A 21,349-nucleotide genomic window follows, 5' to 3' on the forward strand; every position below is an offset into this window, starting at 1 on the left:
GTATTTTCCCAGAGAGCCCGCCATCTGATGTGAGCGACCTGATCATTCACATCGGTGCCGCGAAATGTGGATCAAGCAGTATTCAGGCCATGCTGAGAAAGGCATGCCGAACATCAACTGACCCAACGATTAGCTTCGTCCGACTGAAGCCCACCGACCTGATCACACGGTTGAATCGATCCGATAGGAACGCCCTTCAAACGTGTGAATCAATCCTGAAAGAGCTCGCAAAGGCCGATGTGGCGGTGGTGAGTCACGAGTTTCTCGAGAAAAACAACGTCGCCGTCTACAACATCTGTCGGGTTGCTGAACATGTGGGATATCAATCGATTCTCATCATTGGTTACACAAGACGGCAAGACGACTGGCAACGTTCCAACTTCAACCAGTGGAATTTCAGAAACACCAAACAACTTAAAAGAGGTGCTCAAGCCCTCCACAATGAAGGTTGGCATTGGCGTTTGTTCAGCGCCTATGAGCGCTGGCTCATCACAGGGCTGATCAACCAGGAAGGACCTGATTGGAGTGCTCAGGCTGAACAACTTCAATCCACCTGTCACTTGATTCAGATTCCCTGCACTCTCGCTTCAAGTCCACTCAGCAAGTCCAACAAACCCGAATATCTCCTTCAGCACTTCAACCAAACCTGCAAACTTGGGCTCAGTGCAGCGTTCTTAAAAAAGTGCAAGCCTTCAAAAAATACGTCTTTTTCAGAATACATTACAGAAACGATTGCAGAGTCAATCCTGCTTGACGAGGGCGATCAATTTCCAATCACGCCCCATCAACAAAACGGCCTACTGAAACGCATAAGCGCCCACTTACCGAGACGCATTCCCGAAATCAATCCAGACTTCACGTCGACCATCGAGGGACACTACCTAGCACTATTCAAAGGTTCGAATCAGAAATATTGCGACCAAACGAAGACAAGCTTTGAGGAGCATTTCTCACCAGGGGATACATCTCAAACGGGAGTGCATGACGATTTCATCTCTTTGATCGATCAGGAAAACAGGAGGCGTCAGCAACACATGATTGAGATCCTGGAGTCAAGAGCCATCATCAAAGCCATGGCAACGCGAGCCATCCTTCAAACACTTTGCGAAATGAACAACGATCCATCATGAGCCACAGGCAGAAAGGGAGAAAGACAATGCAGCCAAACACCAAGCACGAGAACCATTGCACACGCCATCATCATGTGCGCACATCGTTAAAAGGCCCCATTAATAGAGGCTCAGCCAGCCAATATTCCCTAAAGACTGAGACAACATCGATAGATGGGCTTTACCGGAAAAACAAACTGGTGAATACAGACTGATAGATGTCTAAGAGTTATCAAAGCAAACGCTTCAAACGAACCATGCCGATGTACGATTAGAGAAAATTGATTCTTGAGAGTCCAATGTCAAAAAGCCTGCAGGGTTCAAGTGACTTTGAGCTTACTCTGAATAAGGACAGTGTTAAGCAGGGAAAATCTTTCAAATCCCAGATCAAGTCATCCAGTGCCTATGGAGAGGATGATATTTTCTGGACATTCAGTGGTGACGGAATCACAAGAAATGATTTCAAGAATGGGAGCCTTCAGGGTCAGTCGACGCTTAAAAAAGACGGCTCCAATAAGCAAATCTTTGAAATTGCTGCCAATAGTGAGCGCACACAAAACACCACACTCGACGTTGACTATTTTCTCGACTCGAAATTTAAAACCAGGGTTGCTGGCGACTCAATCGCTATCGTTGCAAAATCATATGATCCCGACAAGGATTCAAGCAAACCATGGTCAATGAATGCCGCGAGGACACAAGTCAAAGAAAATGTACTCGTCCAATTTACGATTAATAATGGCACCCCTGATGAGACAGTTTTTTATACCTTAAGCGGCAAAGGAATCGACAAAAACGACTTTAATCTCTCCTATGCCCGCATGAGTGGCAAAGCGAAGATGGATAGCACTGGGAAGGCACAAATCCCTTTGATGGTACGCGATGACCACAAAACTGAAGGCACTGAAGATGTCACCGTTAGCATCTTTGCCGACAAGGCTTACAAGAAAAAATTGTCGTCTAAAGAAATACCAATTCTTGATACGTCCATCGAAACGCCAGAGCAAGGCCCCACAAAGTCAAAAACTCCTTCTGGAAAACAACCCGTTTGGAGCAACAAGACCGACAAAGGAACTTGGTTCACACTCTCACCAAGTCGCACAGAGATCCGTGAAAACACATCAACACGTACCAGGATTGATTCAAACAACAAAGGCGGATTAGTTCTTTATTACAAAACAGGCGGCAATAGTATCGATCAGAACGATTTTGATCTCTCTTATGCCAGAACTTCAGGCGAAGTGATTCTGAACAGCAACGGCACTGCTTTTATTCCACATCTCCTCAGAAACGATAACAAGACGGAAGGCACAGAAAATCTTACGATTTCATTGTACCGGGATAAAAAATTTAAAAAAGGAATCGCTTCGACAACAGTGCCGGTGCTTGACACTTCAGTTCAAACACCCGAGAAATCTCCAACCACATCAATCAATCCCAATACCAAACAACAACAGTGGGGTGGAGGTGTTCTGGGAGGCGACTGGTTCACACTCTCTCCAAACCGTAGCGATTTTCAACGCGGAGAAAAAGTTTCAACACGGGTTGATTCTGATGCCCTGCCTGGAGAAGTGCTCGACTGGAGACTGAGCGGACCGGACATTGATGGAACTGATCTTGATCAGTCCAAAGGGAGTGGGCTAACAGGAACCACTGAGATTTCTAAAAACGGATATTCTTCGATTGAACATTTTTTCAGGTTTGACAATTCAACCAATGAAAATACCGAAGCAACCATCGATCTATTCAGAAAAAATAGCACAACGAAAGTCGCAACGACGTCGTTTGAACTGATCGCCACACCCGCTGAAGCTGAACCCAACAAAACAGTCATTGATGAAGGTAAAGCGATGAAATTCAAGGTCTTTACCAGAGGTGTTCCTTCAGGTGAAAATATTTATTGGGATGTCACCGGTTTGAATATTACGGATGGTGATTTTGTAACACCACGTTCTGGAGTTGTTACACAAGATTCCACTCAAAAATTCCAAATCAACTTTGAAGCTGCAAAAGATTTACTGACTGAAGGCACGGAATATTTCAAGCTGAATCTCTATAGCGATGCCGGCCGTACTGGTCTCATCGGGGCATCAGATGAAATTACAATTAACGACACATCAACAACGCCACAACAGACCTACGACTTGATTTCAAGCGCAGCGACAGTCAAAGAAGGCAAAGGTTTCAAAATGAAAGTCAAGACAAAAAATGTTGACCCTGGTGAAATTATTTATTGGAAAGGTTCTGGCCCAGCAGCAGATGAAAATATTGCCTACTTTGAAGATACTGGTCTTACCTATGGAACAGCCATGCTGGACACCTCAGGAAATGCAATCTTGCAATTTAGAACCAACAAGAAAAGCATGACAAGCAGCTCTGCGGCATTTAATTTCTCGATATTCGAAACATCAAATTACATCACTCCAATTAGCGGAACAGCCAGCATCACCGTTCTAGACAATTAGTACCTGAAAGATATCAATACAAAGCCGGACCCCCTGATCGGCCGGCTTTGTTCTCGATGCTAGCCTCACTGATCAGTACCGTTAAGGAGGTCATAACCAGAGAATCGTATGAACAGGGACAACTGTGTTTTCGAAGCTCCCAGAAATTGGCACCTTTGGGATGAAGCGAGAGACTGAACCACAAGACCACACGTCCAAAACAAAACAGTGACTTGTCATTGGAGAACATTTTTGCTACAGCAGAAGAACGTCGCCAAATTCTTAAATGGAAGTTCTCGATTTTGGGCCCTACCAAACATTACCTTTAGGCACCCCTAAAAAGGGACAAGCAATTCGTTGAGGGTGGCTTTGGCTTTTATGCAGGAGCAGGAAACGATGTTCTGACCAATGGCAGCTATCAGATTGAAACCGAATCAGCTTTGGGAGGAAAATCAACCATACCTTCCATTCTCTCAGGAGGTCTAGGGAACGACACTTATGATCTCCTGACCGATCAAGAATGGGGATTCGTCGCCGATGCAGGGGGCGGCAAAGATACCATTCGATTTGGAATGGGGAAATTCAGCGATCTCAACCCAAAGTCCAAATCCTTGAATTCTGTCGTCAGTACCATCCTCATCAATGATCGCGATGTGATGATCTCCACAACCAATCTCGACACTGGCGTCAGAGATTTTGGAATGATCTTCTCGGACCCTTTCGGAACTCTGGTCCCCGAGAACAAGCTCGAGAAAGTGAAATTCGGCAAGAAAAAATACTCATTCAGAAAGTTCCTTAAGAGCCTCGAGAAGAATGCTGAAAAATCACCTAACTTTTACTCCATTGATACGGCCACTTTTTCAGAGTTGGGCGAAGCTGGCTTACTGGATCTGACTGGTTTCCCCGACACAAATGTTCTGGACAGTGGCGAGTACATTCAAATCGCTCTTATCAACAATTCATTGGTGGTCTAACTCAAAGCCAATAAAAAGCCGGCCCAATGGGCCGGCTTTTGTGGTTTCAAATTAACAACAAGGATCAGCCAGCAACGGCTGAACCACCAACAACCTCAAGAATCTCCTGAGTAATCGCCGCCTGACGCGCCTTGTTGTAATCCAAGGTCAACGTCTTGGCGAGTTCCTTGGCATTGTCACTTGCATTGTTCATGGCCGTCATCCGACTGGCCAGCTCAGATGCCGCTGATTCCTGCAGGGAACGCAAAAGCTGATTCTGCAGGTAGAGAGGCAGCAATGCATTCAACAATTGCTCAGGGCTCTGCTCAAACACGATGTCCGAAGGGATTTTCGGTTCCGTGTTTGCAGGCCCGGCACCAGGTTCCACCGTCAAACGACCATCCTTGGTGGTGAGACGGAAGATCTCATCGTCGGGATCGGCAATGTCCTGGGGATCAAGCGGCAGCAGCGTCTGAACCACCGGCTTACAACTCACCAAATTGATGAACTTGGTGAAAATAATTTCTACACGATCACTACTCTGGGCAATGAATTCAGCCAGAAGGTCGGTGGCGATGGTATTGGCTTCATCAGCCGTCGGTACCTGCTCCAAGCCAGCAAACGTGGCTTGAATCGGATAATTGCGGTTGGAGAAGTAACTGCCAGCCTTTCGGCCGATCAGCACCAATTTCACATCAAAGCCTTTGCCTTTGAGCTCAGCAAAGCGTTGCTCAGTGCGTCTGATGATGTTGGAGTTGTATCCACCACAGAGGCCTCGATCACCGGTGCAGGCCACCAAGGTGACGCTCTGCACTGGCCGTTGCTCCATCAGAGGAGCTGCAGCATCTTCCATCTGCATGCGGGACTGGAGATTCTCCAGCACGCGCGCCAATCGATCCGCGAAGGGACGACTGCGCAACACCTGCTCCTGTGCACGACGCACTTTGGCTGCAGCAACAAGGCGCATGGCCTCGGTGATTTTTCTGGTGTTCTTGACCGATTTAATCCGGTCGCGGATCTCTTTGAGATTTGCCATGTCGGCGACTTCAGCTGGCCGAAGCCACGAGGTTGGACACGACTTCGTTGATGGCGTCCTTGAGGATGGCCTCAGCCTCAGGGCTCATCACCTTTTTCTCCTGAATTTCATTGATGAACTCAGGCTTGTTGGACTTCAGGTACTCGCGCAGCTCACGCGAGAAATCAACAATGCTTTCGACCGGGACATCATCGATGAGGCCTTTGACGCCGGCGTAAACAATGGCGACCTGCTCAGCAAGGATCAGCGGGCTGAACTGGGGTTGCTTGAGCAGCTCACGCAGACGCTTGCCGCGGCCGAGCTGCTTCTGAGTGGCCGCATCAAGATCGGAAGCGAACTGCGAGAAGGCAGCCAGTTCATCGAACTGAGCAAGCTCCAGCTTCAGGGTTCCGGCAATCTTCTTGATCGCCTTGGTCTGGGCGGCACCGCCCACCCGACTCACGGACACACCCACATTGATGGCCGGGCGCAGACCGGAGTTGAACAGGTCAGAACTCAGGAAGATTTGGCCATCGGTGATCGAAATCACGTTGGTGGGGATGTACGCCGAAACGTCACCGGCTTGGGTCTCGATGATGGGGAGAGCGGTCATCGATCCTTTGCCCATGGCATCGGAGAGCTTGGCGGCACGTTCAAGCAAACGGCTGTGAAGGTAGAAAACGTCTCCGGGATAGGCCTCACGACCGGGCGGACGACGCAGCAGCAGGGACATCTGGCGGTAAGCAGCCGCCTGCTTGGACAGGTCGTCGTAGATCACCAGGGTTGCCTTGCCCTTGTACATGAAGTACTCGGCGATCGAAGCACCCGTATAAGGAGCCAGGTACTGCAGGGCAGCGGGCTCAGAGGCGTTCGCGGCCACCACCACCGTGTAATCGAGAGCGCCACGTTCGCGGAGCACTTCAACCACGTTGGCCACTGATGCCGCTTTCTGGCCCACGGCAACGTAGACGCAGATCATGTCCTGATCCTTCTGATTCAGGATCGTGTCGATCGCGATAGCGGTCTTGCCGGTCTGGCGGTCTCCGATGATCAGCTCCCGCTGGCCACGACCGACGGGGATCATGGCGTCGATGGCGGTGATGCCGGTCTGCATCGGCTCATGCACCGACTTCCGCTGAATGATGCCCGGAGCCATCGACTCGATCAGGCGCATCTCTGTTGCAGCGATGTCGCCCTTGCCGTCGATGGGCTGACCCAACGAGTTGACCACCCGTCCGAGGGTCGCTTCTCCAACGGGGACTGAAGCGATCTTGCCGGTGGCTTTAACGGTGCTGCCTTCCTGAATGCCAAGGCCTTCGCCCATCAGCACGGCGCCGACGTTGTCGTCTTCGAGGTTGAGGGCGATGGCTTCGGTGCCATCTTCAAACTCGAGAAGCTCACCAGCCATGGCCTCTTGCAGGCCGTAGACACGGGCGATGCCGTCTCCCACCTGGAGAACGGAGCCAACATTGCTGACGGAGACAGACTTGTCGTAATCCTCAATCTGCTTTTTGAGGATGGCGCTGATCTCGTCGGGACGGATGGAAACCATGGCGTTTGCCCCAAGCGGGGAAGAGTTGAGGAAGGAGCGAAAAGAAAGGGGAGTGGACTCAGCTCGCCTTGGCGAGCGCCAGACCGAGGCGGCGAACCTGTCCTGACAGGCTGGCATCGATCACCTGAGAGCCAAGACTCACGACGAAACCGCCGATCAGACCTGGATCAACACTGAGGTCGATATCGACCTTCTTGGTACCGGCCATGGCCTGCACCTTGCTTGACAATGCGGCTTGCTGCTCCTCTGTGAGAGGTTGAGCTGAACGCACGTGGGCCAACGTGATGCCCTGCTGCTGGCGGTAGAGCTCGAGATAGCGAAGCATCACCGCATCGAGCGCCTGAAGGCGCTGACGATCTGCCAGCACTTTGAGCAGATTCATCAACGATGGTGTGACCTGATCACCAAGCAAGGCATCAAGAGCTTGCTTTTTGCCTGAGGGCTCGAGCACCGGCGACACCATCGCGTCACGAAAATCAGCTGAGCTCTCCCACACACCGAGAAGGTCCTTGCATTGCTCAGCAACCGTCTCGGACTCCTTGCGTCCTTCGGTGATCTGAAGCAAGGCTTCGGCGTAGGGCGTAGCCAGTGAATTGAGAATCGGCATCAGGCGTCCCTCAGATTGGCGATGGAAGCATCCAGCAGCTTGCTTTGGGCCTTGTCATCAAGACGGCCCGGCAGGTCTTTGAGAACCTTGCTGATGGCTGCGGTGGCGGCTTCGCGGCGAAGAGCATCGTTGATCCGAATGGCCTCGGCGTCGGCATCCGCAGAGGCTCCCTGTTTGATGTTGGCCATCACAGCGATGGTGCGTTGCTCTCCCTCAGCACGGATGGAAGCCGCGCGGGATTGACCATCCAGACGAATCTTTTCAGCCCTCTTATTGGCCTCAGCCAGATCAGCCTGTGCTTTGGCGAGCTCGTCAGTGGCCGTTTTCAGGCGCGTTTCAGCGTCCTGCAGATCCTGGAGGATGGCTGTGCGGCGCCGCTCGAGAATGCCGCCAAGGAATCCACTGAGGAACTTGACCAGAAGAACAATGACGATGGTCAGGTTGACCAGATTCGTCTCGAAAATGTTGAAGTTGAATCCGAAACCTTCGGAAGCCAGCAGGGGTAGGAAGGTCATCAGGCAGTGAGCAGTCGGTTAATGATCTGATCGCTGAGCTGGTCAACCCGGCTCTGGAGTTGTGAACGAGCCTGATTGCGCTCGTCATCCATCTCGCGGCGGGCAGCTTCCTTGGTGCTGTTCGCTTCCAGCTCTGCCTGGGTAATCGCTGCGCGGTAAAGGCCGTCAACTTCTTGTTCGGCCTCCACCACAGCAGCCTGAGCCGCTTGACGGGCCCCTTTCAGCTGCTCAGCCAGGTCGGCTTCCAGACGTTGAATCTGGGCAAGCTTCTCCTTGGCATCAGCTCGGCTGGTGGAGATATAGCCCTCTCGATCCTCCACGACCTTGCCGACCGGACGGAAGAAGAGAACATTGAGCAGGTAGGTGAGGACAACCACCTGAACCGCCATCAGCGGAAGGGTGGCATCGAGGTCGAAAAGACCTCCCTCAGGAACACCTGCTTCAGCAAGCAGAAGCCAGGTCATGGAAGGGTGCGCTGGAAAGGGATCGGTACAAGACGGTCAGAAGGGGGGAACGAACCCCCCGCCCTGATCAGCCGGCGAAAGGGTTGGCGAACAGAAGCACCAGAGCCACCACCAGGCCGTAGATGGTCAGCGATTCCATGAATGCCAGGGACAGCAGCAGGGTTCCGCGGATCTTGCCTTCGGCTTCGGGCTGACGGGCGATGCCTTCAACAGCGCCGCCGGACGCGGTGCCCTGTCCGATACCAGGGCCGATAGCGGCCAGGCCAACTGCCAGGCCTGCAGCCACAACGGAAGCAGCGGAGGTAATGGAATCCATGTTTGGTGGGGTTAGGGGAAGCGCGTGGAGCGCTGAACTGAATTGGGTTGGGGATCGGTTCCCCCCGCGCTGGGACACCCCTTCAAGGAGTGGGCCCGATCAAGCGTCGGACCTACGCGCGGTTTTGTTTAGCAGATCGCCTCAAAAGGCGAAAGAGTTTTGAAAATTAGTGGGCCTCGTGAAGTCCTTCTCCGATGTAAAAAGCGGCGAGGGTGGCAAAAATAAGCGCCTGAATCGCACTGGTGAAGAGCCCCAAAAGCATCACGGGCAGAGGCACAATCAAAGGCACGAGATACACCAGAACTCCCACAGCTAATTCGTCAGCCAGGATGTTTCCGAACAAACGGAAAGAGAGCGACAGAGGCTTGGTGAATTCCTCGATGATCTTGAACGGGAGCATGATCGGAGTCGGCTCCACATACAGCTCGAAGAAACGCAGTCCCTTGCGGCTCAAACCGGCGTAGAAATACACCAGAGACACCAACAGAGCCATCGCCACCGTGGTGTTGATATCTGCGGTTGGTGCACCGAGTTCTCCTTCAGGCAGCTCGATGATCTTCCAGGGGATCAAGGCACCGCCCCAGTTGCTCACGAAGATGAACAGGAACAACGTCCCGATGAACGGAAGCCAATCCCGATAGTGCTTTTCACCGATCTGGTCCCGTGCCAGGTCGCGAATGAAGCCCCAGAGAAATTCCAGAAGGTTCTGCAGACCGATCGGATCGCGCTGCATGCCCCGGGTGCCAACAAGCACCAGAGCGAGCAAAACGCCAATCAAGATCCAGGAGCTCAAAAACACCTGGCCGTGGAGATAAAGGTCACCGATCTGCCAGTACAGATGGTGACCAACCTCCAGTTCGGCGAACGGCAATTGGAAGGGCAGCAAAGCCATGGGTGCGGAGAGAAATGCTCTGCTTCAGCTGTCGAAGACGTGCTGAAGAATCAAAGCGGGCTTGTAGAGGAGAAATCCCAGGAAGGCAGGCAGTAGATCGAGCTGGGGCAACTTGGCAGCACCGACCACAAGCAGGGTCGGCACGACAAGCTGAAAGCGTCCCAGTCCGCGAGACTGTTCACTGAGGTTGGCCACGCTGCGGGCGAGCAGGCGCACGTACAGAAGTCCGGCGCAGGCACCCACGAACACACTGCCGGCCACCGAGAGGTTGAAGGTCACTGCCACGATCGGAACCGAGATCAGTGCCACCAAACCGGTGGCCAGCAGCAGACGACGCTGAAGACGGTAGAAATCTTCCAAGCAACGCCTGAATTGGCGCGCGGAATCTATCACGTGTCTTCTGTAGTTACCTCTGCAACAGGAGGAGATGCCGGTCGACAAGATCACGCACCAAAGCGGGTTCAGCCAGCGAACCGAGCGGGACGCCTGGCTGCGTCTCTACGGCGCGCAGCAAGGCAGCCGAGGCAGCATCGAGCTGAATCGGTTGCATGTTGCGATCAAGAACCGGATCGGGTTCTCCCCAGAGACAGGGCTGTCGAATCGCCGACGCCTGCCTCAGCTCCGCATCCGTCCACGGGGACGTTGAAACCGGTTGGGCAGAGAGAAAAAACTCGAAATGACTGATATCGGGATCGAGCTGTTCCACCAACGCCCACTGCTGTTGAGGTTCCAGCGCTCTGGCGCGCTCGAGCAGTTCCCCCTCAAGCAGGCGGGCGGGATCCCAGACCTCTGGATTGGAAAAGCCAGCGAAATGGAGCCCGGCAGTCGCGATGAACCGGAACAGGCTCTCCAGGCTGTAGCTGATTTCCTGAGGATGCAGATACATATCTGCAAAGTTCGCATCGGCAGCGCAGTCGATAGCCCAGCGTTCGCGGTGATGACGGGCCAACCGGTTTGTTTCAGGCAAGGTCTGGAACAGATCCCGACCAAGCCGCAGTCCCTCGCTGCCTGTTCCCACGCCAAGCAGATTCAGGGCCTTCTGGGTGCGATGGATTTCCCAGCGCCCGGAGTCCGCATAAAGGAAGAGATGCAGCAGCCCATCCACAGCCAACAGACCCGCAAGGGCCCCTAGTCCTGCCTCCGGTTGATCGAGATGATGCAACACCCCAACGGAATTGATGTAGTCGAATGGCCCCTCACCCTCCAGATCCAGCAGGCTGCGCCGCTCCTGACGCAGCTTTGGAACCAGCTCCTGGGCACCGGACAGCCGCAGACGCTCTCGGGCCACGGCCAACGCCCCATCACTGATATCCACTGCAAGAACCTCAGCTCCTGGATTGAGGTGACAGAGATAGTCAGTGCTCACCCCGGTGCCGCAGCCGGCATCGAGGATGCGAGGAGCTGGGCCAACTGCAGGGATCGCACCATGAACGGCTGCCAGAACGCTGCGATGGCACCAACGCCAGTTGTATCCAGGCGGTGGGCCCTCTTGAACAGGGTCTCCCGGATAAGGGAAGCGGTCATAAAAAGCGCTCACCGTGGGAGTCGCGGCATCGGTTGGCAAAGGATCGACCATGCAGGCAAACCAGGGATCACGCGAGCTTTTCATGGCAACAGGTCGCTGAATCGCACGCGCTGCAAGGCCTGCAAACATTTGTTCATGCCACGCGGGAGCACCTGCCTGCCAGCCGTAACGTGTCTCGATCCGACAAGCCTCCGTCGATGACAGTGACCGCCAGCAGTGGCAGCCCGAGGGTGTCCCCCCAACTGTTTGACACACTGCCGCTGTCGAGCGTTCGTCAGGCGGAACAACAGGACCGATTCCCCGACGGAGGAGAACTCGACACCCTGATCACCTTTTTCCGTAGTGGTCAGGACCGGCTGGAAGCCGCTCGCATCATCGCGGCCAACGCAGAGTCGATCGTGGCTCGAGCTGCCAATCGCATCTTTGTCGGTGGCACCCCGCTGTCATTCCTGGAAGCTCCTCTCAGCACGGGTGAAACAAGCCGCAGCAGCGCCGAGGAAGGCACTCCGTTGGCGGCAGATCAGGTGGCCTTCGAGCAATCCGTTCGAACCTTCACGGGCAGCAGCGGAGACACCAAACGGGGCAATTTCCTGACGCGCTTGCTGGAAGGTGCAGGTGGCGACGCGGACGTCAGGGTGGTTCTGCCAACAGGGTTCAACGCCATCAGTGTGGCGAAGTACGGGCCTGCATTTATGCGCAAGTCCGTGCGGGACATGGGCTGGTTCCTGCGTTACGTGGGCTACGCCGTTGTCGCAGGCGATCCCAGCATCCTCTCGGTGAACACCCGCGGGCTTCGCGACATCCTTCTGGCCAACTGCTCCCTGGCCGCCACCAATGTGGCGCTGCAGGAAATGCGCGCCGCTTCAGCCCAGTTGCTGAGAGACCGGCCCGAATCGAGACAGCTGGCCATCGACTGCTTCAACGTGCTGCTGCAGGAACTGGCGGTCCCCACCCCCAGCACCAAACAACGGCAGGGCAGTGGTGTGCAACAGGGACTGCAACTACCAGCCATCTACGCGCTTGCCTCCGAAGGATCCCAGCGCTTTGAAATGCGCCCGGGTCTCTCCGGAGCTGAAAAGGCCGAGGTGATCCGGGCTGCCTACCGCCAGGTATTCGAACGCGATATCGCCAAGGGCTACTCCCAGTGTCCCTGCCGCTCAGAAGCCAGCCAGGTCAGCCAGGGGCAGATTTCAACCCGGGAGTTCATCCGTGCACTCGGCCGCAGCAAGGAATACCGCCAGCAATTCCACGACCGTTTCGTGAACAGCCGTGTCGTGGAATTGGCTTATCGCCATTTCCTCGGACGAGGCATCAGTTCTCTCGAGGAATTTCGCAAGTCGTTCTCGATCCTCAGCGACCAGGGACTGAACGGACTGGTGGACGTTCTTGTGAATTCGAAGGAATACGCCCGCTGCTTCGGGGAGGAAACGGTTCCATACATTCGTGATCTTGGAGAAGAAGCCCAGGAGAGTGCTGGTTGGGGATCCAATCGCAAGCTGTACAACTTCAGTGCCCCCTTCGAGGGAGCCCCCCAGTACGTCACGTTGTACGCGTCCTATCGGCAGCCGTTTGCTGACCAGCACGTTTACGGCGGGGGCAACGATCCCGTCGCCAACCAATACGGCGCCATCTTCCCCAGCGGCTCAGCTTCAGTGTCAACGCGCCCAGCTCCCTACGGGTATGACAGCCGGCGGCTGCTGGTCAGCAACGGCCTCAACAGTCCAGGCCAGATCGCCAGCGCCCAGTCCCGTTCCAGCCGTCCCCGCAAGGTGGGGCCTCGCGTAATCCGCCTGCAGCAAATCTCCACAGGCGGGGCCGCTCGTCCAAACCGCGGCGGTCAACCCAGTGTTCGCAACACGGAGTCGAGCACCCAGTCGGTGATCAATGCCGTGTACGTGCAGGTACTGGGAAACGCCGGCTACGCCGGCGAGCGGCTCGGTTCTGAAGAGGCACGACTCGAAAACGGCGATATCTGCCTCAAAGATTTTGTCCGCAGTGTTGCCCGCTCCGATGCCTTCCGACGCCGTTACTGGAGTGGCCTCTACATCGTGAAGGCCATTGAGGTGATGCACCGGCGACTGCTGGGTCGACCGACCTTCGGCCGTTGGGAGATCGATGCACTGTTCGACACTGCAGCGCGCAAGGGCTTCTATGGCGTTGTCGACGCCTTGATCGACAGCAAGGACTATCAGGATTGCTTCGGTGAGGACACCGTTCCCTTCGAGCGCTTCATCACGCCAGGCGACCTCAATGTGCGCCGCGCTCCGACCCTGAAACGGGAGGTCGCCGAGTTCGGTTACGACAGCTCCAGCCTGGTGCTGACCAACCGCCCTGAACCGTTGGCACCGATGGCTTATCGCGGCAGTGGCGAGATCACACCGAGAAACTTCCCCGGTCGCGGTGGCGGTTCGAGGGCCGATTGGAACGGCATCGCGAAGGACTTCAGCAGCGACGACCTTCAGAAGAGCCTGCGTCAGATCCGGCTTGGGGAGCCGATCAAGCGGAACCGCACGAGCACGGCAGCTCCGCTCACACCGATGACGAGAGCGCTTGAAACCAAGGGCGCCGAGGGCTACAAACTTCGCCCATCACTTCCGCAACAACTGGTTCTGAAGCGTCCCTGCGACGAGAGTGAGCTGCGCACAATCATTGATGCCACCTACAAACAATTGCTGAACCGCGTTCCACTCGAGAACGAACGGCTTCTGGAGGCTGAATCCCGTCTTCGCAACGAGGATTCCAATCTGAGCGATTTCATTACGGAGGTGGCGATGGCCGATGGCTTCCAGTCGCGTTTGTACGCGATGGCCCCCTTGCGTGCCGCCTCCGCTGCCAGTCTGGCGCTGCTCGGGCGGGTGGCTTCTCCCGCCGAAGTGAGCCGTTTCCTCCGCTTGCGGGCCGAATCCGGCCAGCCGGTTGCCGTTCGTGAGGTGCTCGATCGCATCGTTGAAGCGAATCAGGTTCCGCGCATGGACGGCATGAACACCAGGGGCGATGTCACCCAGGCGACCCAGCAGCGCACCGCAGCTCTTTATCGCGGCAATGCAGGTATGAATCCAGCCATGAATTCAGCCATCTGATTGATTAGAAGCCAACCAATCGGCTCCCAATTTTTGATATCGATCTCCTGAAGTTCACAGCGTTCAGGAGAACAATGCATTGCCCTTGCTTTCTTGCGACTCCTTAGGGAGTGCCCGCAGGATTCACTGTGGGAGAACGGATCTCATCATTACCAACAGGCAGTGAAGAACTGTTACCTCTGCCCGGGAGCATTGAGATGTTTGGCGCAGAATGCTGCGGTTGCCGGGTTCCTCGGCAGTGTCGGATCGTCATTCAGGGGACCATCAACGTTCAGTGTTGAACGTTGTAAACAACCTTCTGAATGATTGGCTCGACATAGGCTCTCAGCCCTTAGTCTGAGACTCGATCCTGAAAGGGATCACCCACATTCACCGGATACCGGTCTCCTACGGGCGGCCGCTTGTTTCGAGGCAGAACTGCATGAGCATCGTCTCCAACTCGATCATCAACGCGGACGCCGAAGCCCGCTACCTCAGCCCTGGCGAACTCGACCAGATCAAGGCCTTCGTGACCGGCGGTCAACGCCGTCTCCGCGTCGCCCAAGTTCTGTGCGAAAGCCGCGAGCGCATCGTTAAGCAGGCTGGTGGTCAGCTGTTCCAGAAGCGTCCCGACGTCATTTCCCCCGGCGGCAATGCCTACGGAGAGGAAATGACCGCAACATGTCTGCGCGACATGGACTACTACCTCCGCCTTGTGACCTACGGCATCGTCTCCGGCGATGTCACGCCCATCGAAGAGATCGGCGTCATCGGAGCAAAAGAGCTCTACCGCTCCCTGGGCACACCCCTGGAAGCCATGGCTGAAGCCGTGCGTGAGATGAAGACGGTCGCCATGGGCCTCCTCACCGGCGCCGACGCCGAGGAAGCTGGTACTTACTTCGACTACGTGGTGGGCGCACTCGCCTGAACACACCGCTGATTCCCTTCACGCATCCAAGGATCCATGCAAGACGCCATCACCAACGTCATCAACAAGTCCGACGTTCAGGGCCTGTACCTGGATACGGCCTCGATGAGCAATCTCGAGTCCTACTTCGCCAGCGGTGAACTTCGGGTTCGTGCCGCCGCCACCATCAGCGCCAACGCTTCGGCCATCATCCGGGACGCTGTCGCCAAAGCGCTTCTGTATTCGGACATCACCCGTCCGGGCGGCAACATGTACACGACCCGTCGCTACGCCGCCTGCATCCGCGATCTGGACTACTACCTGCGTTATTCCACCTACGCGATGCTGGCCGGCGACACCTCGATCCTCGATGAGCGTGTTTTGAACGGCCTCAAGGAGACCTACAACTCCCTGGGCGTGCCGATCGGTGCCACCGTCCAGGCCATTCAGGCCATGAAGGAAGTCACCGCAGGTTTGGTTGGTCCTGATGCCGGCAAAGAGATGGGTGTGTACTTCGACTACATCTGCTCCGGCCTGGGCAACTGAGGCCCATGAGGTTGTTCAAAGTCACCGCCTGCATTCCCAGTCCTGAAAAGGTTCGGTCGCAGCGCGAGCTTCAAAACACCTTCTTCACCAAGTGGGTGCCATACGAGAGCTGGTTTGCAGAGCAACAGCGAATCCAGAAGCAGGGAGGTCGCATCATCAAGGTTGAACTCTGCACAGGTGGGCAACAAGTCAACGTTGGCAACTGATCCAAAACTCCAAGACATGCTTCTCCCGGACTGACCTCCGGGATTTTTTTTTGCGCTGTCCCCAGCAATTCCTGAGAGCTTCAGCCCAGGGTCGACGCCACCAGAGCCTCTAGGTCAGGTAACGCCATCGATGGCACCTGATCGGACAGCCACAACACGTACTCATGGTTGCAGCCGGGCCTGTGATGGGCGAAGCCACCACCCCCTGCGCAATCCATCCGAGCTCTGAAGCGGCACCTATCACCTGTTGAATTGCATCGAGATGGGCTGATGGATCTCGGACCACTCCGCCTTTACCGACCCGCTGACGCCCGACCTCGAATTGCGGTTTCACCAACACCAGCACATCCGCAGCGGTGCCGATGGTCAAGCGATGCAAGGCGGGAAGAATCAGGCGAAGCGAAATGAACGACACATCCGTAACCGCAAGGCTGGGCTTGGGGTCTTCAGCGCCGTACAAATCCTCTGGCTCGAGGTAACGGAGGTTGGTGCGCTCCCGCAGAACCACCCGATCATCCGTGCGCAGGGTCCATGCCGTTTGGCCATAACCCACATCAACGCCATACACCTTGGTGGCACCGTGCTGAAGCAGGCAATCGGTGAAGCCACCGGTTGATATTCCGCCATCAAGGCAGGTTTTGCCCTTCACATCAATCGGGAAAGCTTCGAGGCCGGCCTGCAGTTTTTCACCGCCCCGGGAAACGAAACGCGGCGGTTTTTCCACCACCAGCACTCGTTCATTGGCCACCTCCAATCCCGGTTTATCAAGCAGTTGCCCAGCCTCATCACGAACCTTGCCAGCGCGAATCAATTGCTGGGCTTGTTGCCGTGATGCGGCCAGTCCCAAGGTCAGCAGCTGCAGATCAAGTCGCTGTTTTGAAGCCATTCCGTCATAAAAGCAGACGTGATCCCAAAGAAAACCGTGGATCCGTCCGGCGATTCGCCTTCTGCCAAGAAGATCATTCCAACCGCAAGTCTCAGCGTGTCAAACCACCTTCCGAAATCCGCCAAGGTGGTTCCCCTGCTCAGGCCCGGAGCCTTTGTGACGCTGGAGAATCAACCAACGGATCTTCCTCCATTTCAGCTGATTCAGTGCCGTGGTGGGCGTTGCTGGGTTCGTCAGCAAGCCTGGGGGCAGTTTGTGCACTGGGAAGTGGAACATGAGCGGCTGCGCGCCGCCTGATCCAAGGCCAGAGCTGACGAATCGGCGCTTCTTTCTCTTCGATCAATCCCTTGGCAAAGCGACTCTGACGCGGCTCAATAGGTACAGAAAGACATTCATTACGCTCCATTGACCAGCGTCTCTGTCTCCCAACGACGTCTAGCGCGGGAACGCATCAGAGAACGTCCGAATCTGGTGCAGCGTTTACTGCCGCTTCCCTGGTCGTTATGGCCGGCTGAAGCGCGCTTGCTCATCGGCTTAACCGCCCTGTGGAGCCTGGCCGGACTGATTGTGCTGGGATCAGCCAGCTGGTGGGTGGCCCTGCGCGAAATCGGAGATGGCGCTTTCTATGTAAAACGGCAGGCAATCTGGCTGATCGCAAGCTGGAGCTTGCTGGGGCTGACGCTGAGCACAAGCCTGCGCCGCTGGCTGAAATGGTCCGGACCAGCCCTTTGGATCGGCTGCTTGATGATTGCGGCCACCTTGGTGATGGGCACCACGGTCAACGGTGCCAGCCGTTGGCTGGTGGTGGGCCCCCTTCAGGTTCAGCCCTCCGAACTGGTGAAGCCCTTCGTGGTACTGCAGGCCGCCAATCTGTTTGCCCCCTGGAACCGCGTCGGCCTTGACCAAAAGCTGTTGTGGCTTGGCAGCTTTGGTGGACTCTTGATGCTGATCCTCAAGCAGCCCAATCTCTCGACAGCAGCGCTGATGGGCTTGACGCTCTGGATGGTGGCTCTTGCAGCGGGGCTGCGGTTGAGAAGCCTCCTGGGCACGGCAGTGGTTGGAGCAGGGATGGGGATCACCAGCATCCTTCTCAATGAGTACCAGCGGCTGCGCGTGGTGTCGTTCCTGGACCCCTGGCAGGATCCGATGGGTGATGGCTATCAGCTCGTTCAAAGCCTGCTGGCGATCGGATCAGGGGGCCTGGCCGGTCAGGGGTACGGGCTCTCAACCCAGAAATTGCAATACCTGCCGATACAGAACACTGATTTCATTTACGCGGTGTTCGCTGAGGAGTTCGGCTTTGTCGGCTCAATGATGCTGCTGCTGTTTCTGATGCTGATGGCTTGGGCTGGCCTCAGGGTTGCCTTGCGATGCCGCAGCAACCAGTCACGCCTTGTGGCGATCGGCTGCTGCACGATCCTGGTTGGCCAGTCAATCCTCAACATCGCCGTCGCCTCCGGCGCCATGCCCACTACTGGGCTGCCCTTGCCCCTGATCAGCTATGGAGGCAACTCCCTGATGTCCAGCCTCGTGATCCTGGGTTTGTTGATCCGCTGTTCCCTGGAATCCACCGGTCTGATCGGCGGACGCACCTCCATGCGGGAGAGGGTCTCCCGCAAGTCTCGATAGGCTGAACCACGAATTCAAAGCCTGGCTCTGGATCTGCTTCTGCTCTCGGATCTGGCGCAACGCAGCGAGGAGTTGCTGACCCAGGCCCTCGCCAACCCGGGCCCGCTCACTCTTGGCCTGGTTTTTGCGGGCGGGGCCCTGACCAGCCTCGGGCCTTGCTCCCTCTCGCTTCTTCCTGTCACCCTCGCCTACCTCGCGGGTTTTGAGGATGGACGATCCCCCTGGCAGCGCAGCCTCACGTTCTGCAGTGGCATCGTCGGGGCGCTGGTTCTGCTGGGAAGCCTGAGTGGACTGTTGGGTCGTATCTACGGACAGGTTCCAGCGCTGGTGCCAACTCTGGTGGCCATCCTGGCCGTTGTGATGGGCCTCAACCTGCTGGGACTGCTGCGCATTCCTCTGCCGTCGGGCCCCGATCCAGAGCTCTGGCGCAAACGCGTCCCTGCAGCGCTTGCCCCTGTGGCGGCAGGTCTTGCCTTCGGGCTGGCGGCTTCGCCATGCACCACACCGGTGTTGGCCGTTCTACTGGGCTGGATCGCCCAGAGCGGACGGCCGCTGGTGGGCATGCTGCTGCTCACCAGCTTCGGCATCGGCCAGGTGCTGCCGCTGCTGCTAGCAGGCACGTTCGCAGCGTCGGTTCCACGGCTGCTGTCCTTGCGTTCGATCGGGCGTTGGGTCCCTCCGATCAGCGGAGTCGTGCTGCTGGCCAGCGGCATGCTCACGCTGCTGGCGCGCTGGAGTTAAGCCAAGCCATGGGTCTCCTGATGCGTCGACTGGCAGCCCTGCTTTCTGATCTGCGGCTCGCCATTGTGTTGCTGCTGTTGATCGCCGTTGCCAGCGCCGTCGGTACGGCGATTCCCCAGGGCGATCCTCCCGCCAGCTACATCGACGCCTACGCGGAGACTCCCTGGCTGGGACTGCTGAATGGCGATGAGGTGCTGCAATTGCAGCTGGATCACGTCTATTCCAGCGGCTGGTTTCTGGCCCTGCTCGCATGGTTGGGGCTTGCCCTGATTCTTTGCAGCTGGCGCCGCCAGTGGCCTGCACTCCAGGCCGCACGGCAGTGGATCGATTACAAGACACCACGACAGCTCAGCAAACTCTCCATCGCTGAAACCCTGCCCTGCGACAACGCCGATGACAGCCTTCAACGCTTATACGGCCTGTTGCGATCAAAGGGCTGGCAATTGAATTGCCGCGAAGGCAGGTTGGCGGCCCGCAAGGGGATTGCCGGGCGCGTCGGCCCCCTCCTGGTGCACACCGGGCTGGTGTTGCTGATGCTGGGGGCTGTCTGGGGCGCCCTGGCGGGGAATCGCCTGGAGCGGTTCCTGGCCCCGGGCCGCAGTTTAGACCTGCTCAACCGCCTGGGCGACAACCAACTCACGATCACGCTCAAGGATTTCCAGATCGAGAGGGATGCCGCTGGCAGGCCTGAACAGTTCCGCTCCTCGCTGGAATTAAAGGGCAACCAGCAAGCAATGGATTCGGAGATCAGCGTCAACCACCCCCTCCGCCATCGAGGCATCACGATTTACCAGGCGGACTGGTCGCTCGCGACGATCACCCTGCAGATCGGCAGGAGCCCAGAGCTGGAGCTGCCCCTACGCACCTTCCCGGAGCTGGGGGAGCAGGTCTGGGGATTGGTTCTGCCGACTCGCCCGGATGGAACGGAACCCGTGTTGCTGAGCCTGAAAACAGAGCAAGGCCCTGTGCAGGTTTTCGACGGCAATGGTGAGCGCCTGGCCCTGCTTCGCCCCGGCGGAGAACCGTCCGAAGTGAAAGGGTTGCCGCTCAGGGTGGCCTCGGTTCTTCCGGCAAGCGGCCTGTTGCTCAAACGTGATCCGGGCGTTCCGCTCGTTTACCTGGGCTTTGCCATAACGCTCCTGGGAGGAGGGCTCAGCCTGATTGCCACCCGCCAGGTTTGGGCGATCGCGGAGGGAAAGCAGCTGCACGTGGGGGGGCTTTGCAACCGCAACCTGGCCGCATTCGCGGTCGAGCTGCCCCAGTTGCTGCAGGCTGCTCAATGATTGATTGACGTCAAGAACCTCTCAAAGACCTAAGCAGCAAAACAGATCCGGATAGGACAACTCATTGCTACTTCCTGGATCATTCGCTGAAGGGGCGGTCGTCATAGGTGCAAAGCAAGCGTCTTGTTCTTGATCTCCTTCAGCGCTGCTACACATCACTCTTCAATCATTGAGGCCCCGTTCGCAAGCCATAGCTCGACTGACAAGTCAAGTTGTCTGTCCTGATATCCGCCAGGATCCAAGGTCTGGCGGTCAGCAGGGCTGACGATTGCCGTGACTAACCCGCACCACAGTGTGCACATTGCCTCGTGGGTTGAAATCTGCCTCTAGCTGCATCCAAACCGGATCAGTCGCTGCCACGAGGTCATCGAGGATGCGGTTGGTCACTTCTTCATGGGAAATCGCACGATCGCGATAGTTATTCACGTAAAGCTTGATCGCCTTGAGCTCCACCACCCGAGGACCGGGCTGATAAATCAGTCGCAGCACCGCAAAATCGGGATACCCGGAGAAGGGACACTTGCAAGTGAACTCCGGAAGTTCGATCGACACCTCATAAGGCCGGCCTGGCCGTGGATTCTCAAAGCAGATCAGCTCGGCTTCATCAATCGCACGCTCGCCGTAATGGGGGGTCTGAGTCTGCTGAGCCCCACTGGAATCGGTCAAAAGTTGAATCGAGATCAGGGACCGCTCAAAACTA

21 protein-coding genes and 1 pseudogene are annotated in these 21,349 nt (G+C 56.3%); 11 read left to right on the top strand and 11 right to left on the bottom strand.

Annotated features, from left to right (window positions below):
• Nucleotides 1-29 precede the first annotated feature (29 nt).
• From SYN9616_RS0108860 to SYN9616_RS0108870, 3 genes are all read left to right on the top strand, one after another.
• Nucleotides 30-1,130, top strand: a complete 1,101-nt coding sequence (locus SYN9616_RS0108860) for a hypothetical protein (RefSeq protein WP_028952765.1) — start codon at nucleotides 30-32, stop codon at nucleotides 1,128-1,130.
• A gap of 278 nt (nucleotides 1,131-1,408) precedes the next feature.
• Complete coding sequence (locus SYN9616_RS0108865; protein ID WP_028952766.1) at nucleotides 1,409-3,574, top strand: hypothetical protein; 2,166 nt, start codon at nucleotides 1,409-1,411, stop codon at nucleotides 3,572-3,574.
• A 419-nt stretch (nucleotides 3,575-3,993) separates the two neighbouring features.
• On the top strand, nucleotides 3,994-4,527 hold the full coding sequence (locus SYN9616_RS0108870; RefSeq protein ID WP_028952767.1) for a hypothetical protein: 534 nt from the start codon (nucleotides 3,994-3,996) through the stop codon (nucleotides 4,525-4,527).
• A gap of 64 nt (nucleotides 4,528-4,591) precedes the next feature.
• Here SYN9616_RS0108870 and SYN9616_RS0108875 read toward each other — a convergent pair whose 3' ends face one another.
• From SYN9616_RS0108875 to SYN9616_RS0108915, 9 genes are all read right to left on the bottom strand, one after another.
• A complete protein-coding gene (locus SYN9616_RS0108875; protein ID WP_028952768.1) occupies nucleotides 4,592-5,542 on the bottom strand; it encodes a F0F1 ATP synthase subunit gamma in 951 nt (316 codons plus the stop codon).
• 10 nt (nucleotides 5,543-5,552) lie between these two features.
• A complete protein-coding gene (atpA, locus tag SYN9616_RS0108880) occupies nucleotides 5,553-7,073 on the bottom strand; it encodes a F0F1 ATP synthase subunit alpha (protein ID WP_028952769.1) in 1,521 nt (506 codons plus the stop codon).
• A gap of 58 nt (nucleotides 7,074-7,131) precedes the next feature.
• Nucleotides 7,132-7,680: an ATP synthase F1 subunit delta gene (atpH, locus tag SYN9616_RS0108885; RefSeq protein ID WP_028952770.1), complete on the bottom strand. Its 549-nt coding sequence runs from the start codon at nucleotides 7,678-7,680 to the stop codon at nucleotides 7,132-7,134.
• On the bottom strand, nucleotides 7,680-8,195 hold the full coding sequence (locus SYN9616_RS0108890) for a F0F1 ATP synthase subunit B (RefSeq protein WP_037990862.1): 516 nt from the start codon (nucleotides 8,193-8,195) through the stop codon (nucleotides 7,680-7,682). Before SYN9616_RS0108890 ends, atpH begins: the two co-directional genes overlap by 1 nt.
• Nucleotides 8,195-8,659: a F0F1 ATP synthase subunit B' gene (locus SYN9616_RS0108895; protein WP_028952772.1), complete on the bottom strand. Its 465-nt coding sequence runs from the start codon at nucleotides 8,657-8,659 to the stop codon at nucleotides 8,195-8,197. The genes SYN9616_RS0108890 and SYN9616_RS0108895 overlap by 1 nt, the downstream gene beginning before the upstream one ends.
• Before the next feature lie 67 nt (nucleotides 8,660-8,726).
• Nucleotides 8,727-8,975 (bottom strand): ATP synthase F0 subunit C, encoded by a 249-nt coding sequence (gene atpE, locus SYN9616_RS0108900; RefSeq protein WP_006851467.1) that lies wholly within the window; start codon nucleotides 8,973-8,975, stop codon nucleotides 8,727-8,729.
• A 166-nt stretch (nucleotides 8,976-9,141) separates the two neighbouring features.
• Complete coding sequence (gene atpB, locus SYN9616_RS0108905; RefSeq protein ID WP_028952773.1) at nucleotides 9,142-9,867, bottom strand: F0F1 ATP synthase subunit A; 726 nt, start codon at nucleotides 9,865-9,867, stop codon at nucleotides 9,142-9,144.
• Nucleotides 9,868-9,891: 24 nt separating this feature from the next.
• The gene (locus SYN9616_RS0108910; RefSeq protein ID WP_028952774.1) at nucleotides 9,892-10,227 is read right to left on the bottom strand and encodes an ATP synthase; all 336 of its coding nucleotides are present in this window, start codon (nucleotides 10,225-10,227) and stop codon (nucleotides 9,892-9,894) included.
• 46 nt (nucleotides 10,228-10,273) lie between these two features.
• The gene (locus tag SYN9616_RS0108915; protein WP_232200230.1) at nucleotides 10,274-11,476 is read right to left on the bottom strand and encodes a trans-aconitate 2-methyltransferase; all 1,203 of its coding nucleotides are present in this window, start codon (nucleotides 11,474-11,476) and stop codon (nucleotides 10,274-10,276) included.
• A gap of 113 nt (nucleotides 11,477-11,589) precedes the next feature.
• Between SYN9616_RS0108915 and SYN9616_RS0108920 the strand changes: the two genes are divergently transcribed.
• From SYN9616_RS0108920 to SYN9616_RS0108935, 4 genes are all read left to right on the top strand, one after another.
• A complete protein-coding gene (locus SYN9616_RS0108920) occupies nucleotides 11,590-14,472 on the top strand; it encodes a phycobilisome rod-core linker polypeptide (RefSeq protein ID WP_037990864.1) in 2,883 nt (960 codons plus the stop codon).
• Between the two features lie 421 nt (nucleotides 14,473-14,893).
• Complete coding sequence (locus tag SYN9616_RS0108925; protein ID WP_028952777.1) at nucleotides 14,894-15,379, top strand: allophycocyanin; 486 nt, start codon at nucleotides 14,894-14,896, stop codon at nucleotides 15,377-15,379.
• Between the two features lie 36 nt (nucleotides 15,380-15,415).
• Complete coding sequence (gene apcB, locus SYN9616_RS0108930) at nucleotides 15,416-15,904, top strand: allophycocyanin subunit beta (RefSeq protein ID WP_028952778.1); 489 nt, start codon at nucleotides 15,416-15,418, stop codon at nucleotides 15,902-15,904.
• A gap of 5 nt (nucleotides 15,905-15,909) precedes the next feature.
• A complete protein-coding gene (locus SYN9616_RS0108935) occupies nucleotides 15,910-16,110 on the top strand; it encodes a phycobilisome linker polypeptide (protein ID WP_028952779.1) in 201 nt (66 codons plus the stop codon).
• Between the two features lie 80 nt (nucleotides 16,111-16,190).
• Here SYN9616_RS0108935 and SYN9616_RS15580 read toward each other — a convergent pair.
• A pseudogene (locus SYN9616_RS15580) lies at nucleotides 16,191-16,996 on the bottom strand (TlyA family RNA methyltransferase).
• Between the two features lie 96 nt (nucleotides 16,997-17,092).
• On the opposite strand from SYN9616_RS15580, the gene SYN9616_RS0108945 reads away from it, so the two are divergent.
• The 4 genes from SYN9616_RS0108945 to SYN9616_RS0108960 all read left to right on the top strand — a co-directional run bounded on the left by SYN9616_RS0108945 (nucleotide 17,093) and on the right by SYN9616_RS0108960 (nucleotide 20,649).
• Nucleotides 17,093-17,293, top strand: a complete 201-nt coding sequence (locus tag SYN9616_RS0108945; protein WP_028952780.1) for a hypothetical protein — start codon at nucleotides 17,093-17,095, stop codon at nucleotides 17,291-17,293.
• Between the two features lie 153 nt (nucleotides 17,294-17,446).
• On the top strand, nucleotides 17,447-18,625 hold the full coding sequence (locus SYN9616_RS0108950) for an FtsW/RodA/SpoVE family cell cycle protein (RefSeq protein WP_369791940.1): 1,179 nt from the start codon (nucleotides 17,447-17,449) through the stop codon (nucleotides 18,623-18,625).
• Between the two features lie 72 nt (nucleotides 18,626-18,697).
• Nucleotides 18,698-19,366 (top strand): cytochrome c biogenesis CcdA family protein, encoded by a 669-nt coding sequence (locus tag SYN9616_RS0108955; RefSeq protein WP_232200234.1) that lies wholly within the window; start codon nucleotides 18,698-18,700, stop codon nucleotides 19,364-19,366.
• A gap of 20 nt (nucleotides 19,367-19,386) precedes the next feature.
• Nucleotides 19,387-20,649: a cytochrome c biogenesis protein ResB gene (locus SYN9616_RS0108960; protein ID WP_028952783.1), complete on the top strand. Its 1,263-nt coding sequence runs from the start codon at nucleotides 19,387-19,389 to the stop codon at nucleotides 20,647-20,649.
• Between the two features lie 252 nt (nucleotides 20,650-20,901).
• On the opposite strand, the gene queF is transcribed toward SYN9616_RS0108960, so the two are convergent.
• A complete protein-coding gene (gene queF / locus SYN9616_RS0108965; protein ID WP_028952784.1) occupies nucleotides 20,902-21,315 on the bottom strand; it encodes a preQ(1) synthase in 414 nt (137 codons plus the stop codon).
• Nucleotides 21,316-21,349: the final 34 nt, after the last annotated feature.

The sequence above is a fragment of the Synechococcus sp. CC9616 genome, from assembly GCF_000515235.1.
Lineage (GTDB): Bacteria > Cyanobacteriota > Cyanobacteriia > PCC-6307 > Cyanobiaceae > Parasynechococcus.

Bases quoted from the DNA above. Each gene is read 5' to 3' on its own strand.
- SYN9616_RS0108960 (WP_028952783.1), top strand. From the start codon at position 19,387: ATGCGTCGACTGGCAGCCCTGCTTTCTGATCTGCGGCTCGCCATTGTG.
- SYN9616_RS0108895 (WP_028952772.1), bottom strand. From the start codon at position 8,659: ATGACCTGGCTTCTGCTTGCTGAAGCAGGTGTTCCTGAGGGAGGTCTT.
- atpE (WP_006851467.1), bottom strand. From the start codon at position 8,975: ATGGATTCCATTACCTCCGCTGCTTCCGTTGTGGCTGCAGGCCTGGCA.
- SYN9616_RS0108915 (WP_232200230.1), bottom strand. From the start codon at position 11,476: ATGAAAAGCTCGCGTGATCCCTGGTTTGCCTGCATGGTCGATCCTTTG.
- SYN9616_RS0108875 (WP_028952768.1), bottom strand. From the start codon at position 5,542: ATGGCAAATCTCAAAGAGATCCGCGACCGGATTAAATCGGTCAAGAAC.
- atpH (WP_028952770.1), bottom strand. From the start codon at position 7,680: ATGCCGATTCTCAATTCACTGGCTACGCCCTACGCCGAAGCCTTGCTT.
- atpB (WP_028952773.1), bottom strand. From the start codon at position 9,867: ATGGCTTTGCTGCCCTTCCAATTGCCGTTCGCCGAACTGGAGGTTGGT.
- SYN9616_RS0108925 (WP_028952777.1), top strand. From the start codon at position 14,894: ATGAGCATCGTCTCCAACTCGATCATCAACGCGGACGCCGAAGCCCGC.
- SYN9616_RS0108865 (WP_028952766.1), top strand. From the start codon at position 1,409: ATGTCAAAAAGCCTGCAGGGTTCAAGTGACTTTGAGCTTACTCTGAAT.
- apcB (WP_028952778.1), top strand. From the start codon at position 15,416: ATGCAAGACGCCATCACCAACGTCATCAACAAGTCCGACGTTCAGGGC.
- atpA (WP_028952769.1), bottom strand. From the start codon at position 7,073: ATGGTTTCCATCCGTCCCGACGAGATCAGCGCCATCCTCAAAAAGCAG.
- SYN9616_RS0108920 (WP_037990864.1), top strand. From the start codon at position 11,590: ATGACAGTGACCGCCAGCAGTGGCAGCCCGAGGGTGTCCCCCCAACTG.
- SYN9616_RS0108890 (WP_037990862.1), bottom strand. From the start codon at position 8,195: ATGACCTTCCTACCCCTGCTGGCTTCCGAAGGTTTCGGATTCAACTTC.
- SYN9616_RS0108935 (WP_028952779.1), top strand. From the start codon at position 15,910: ATGAGGTTGTTCAAAGTCACCGCCTGCATTCCCAGTCCTGAAAAGGTT.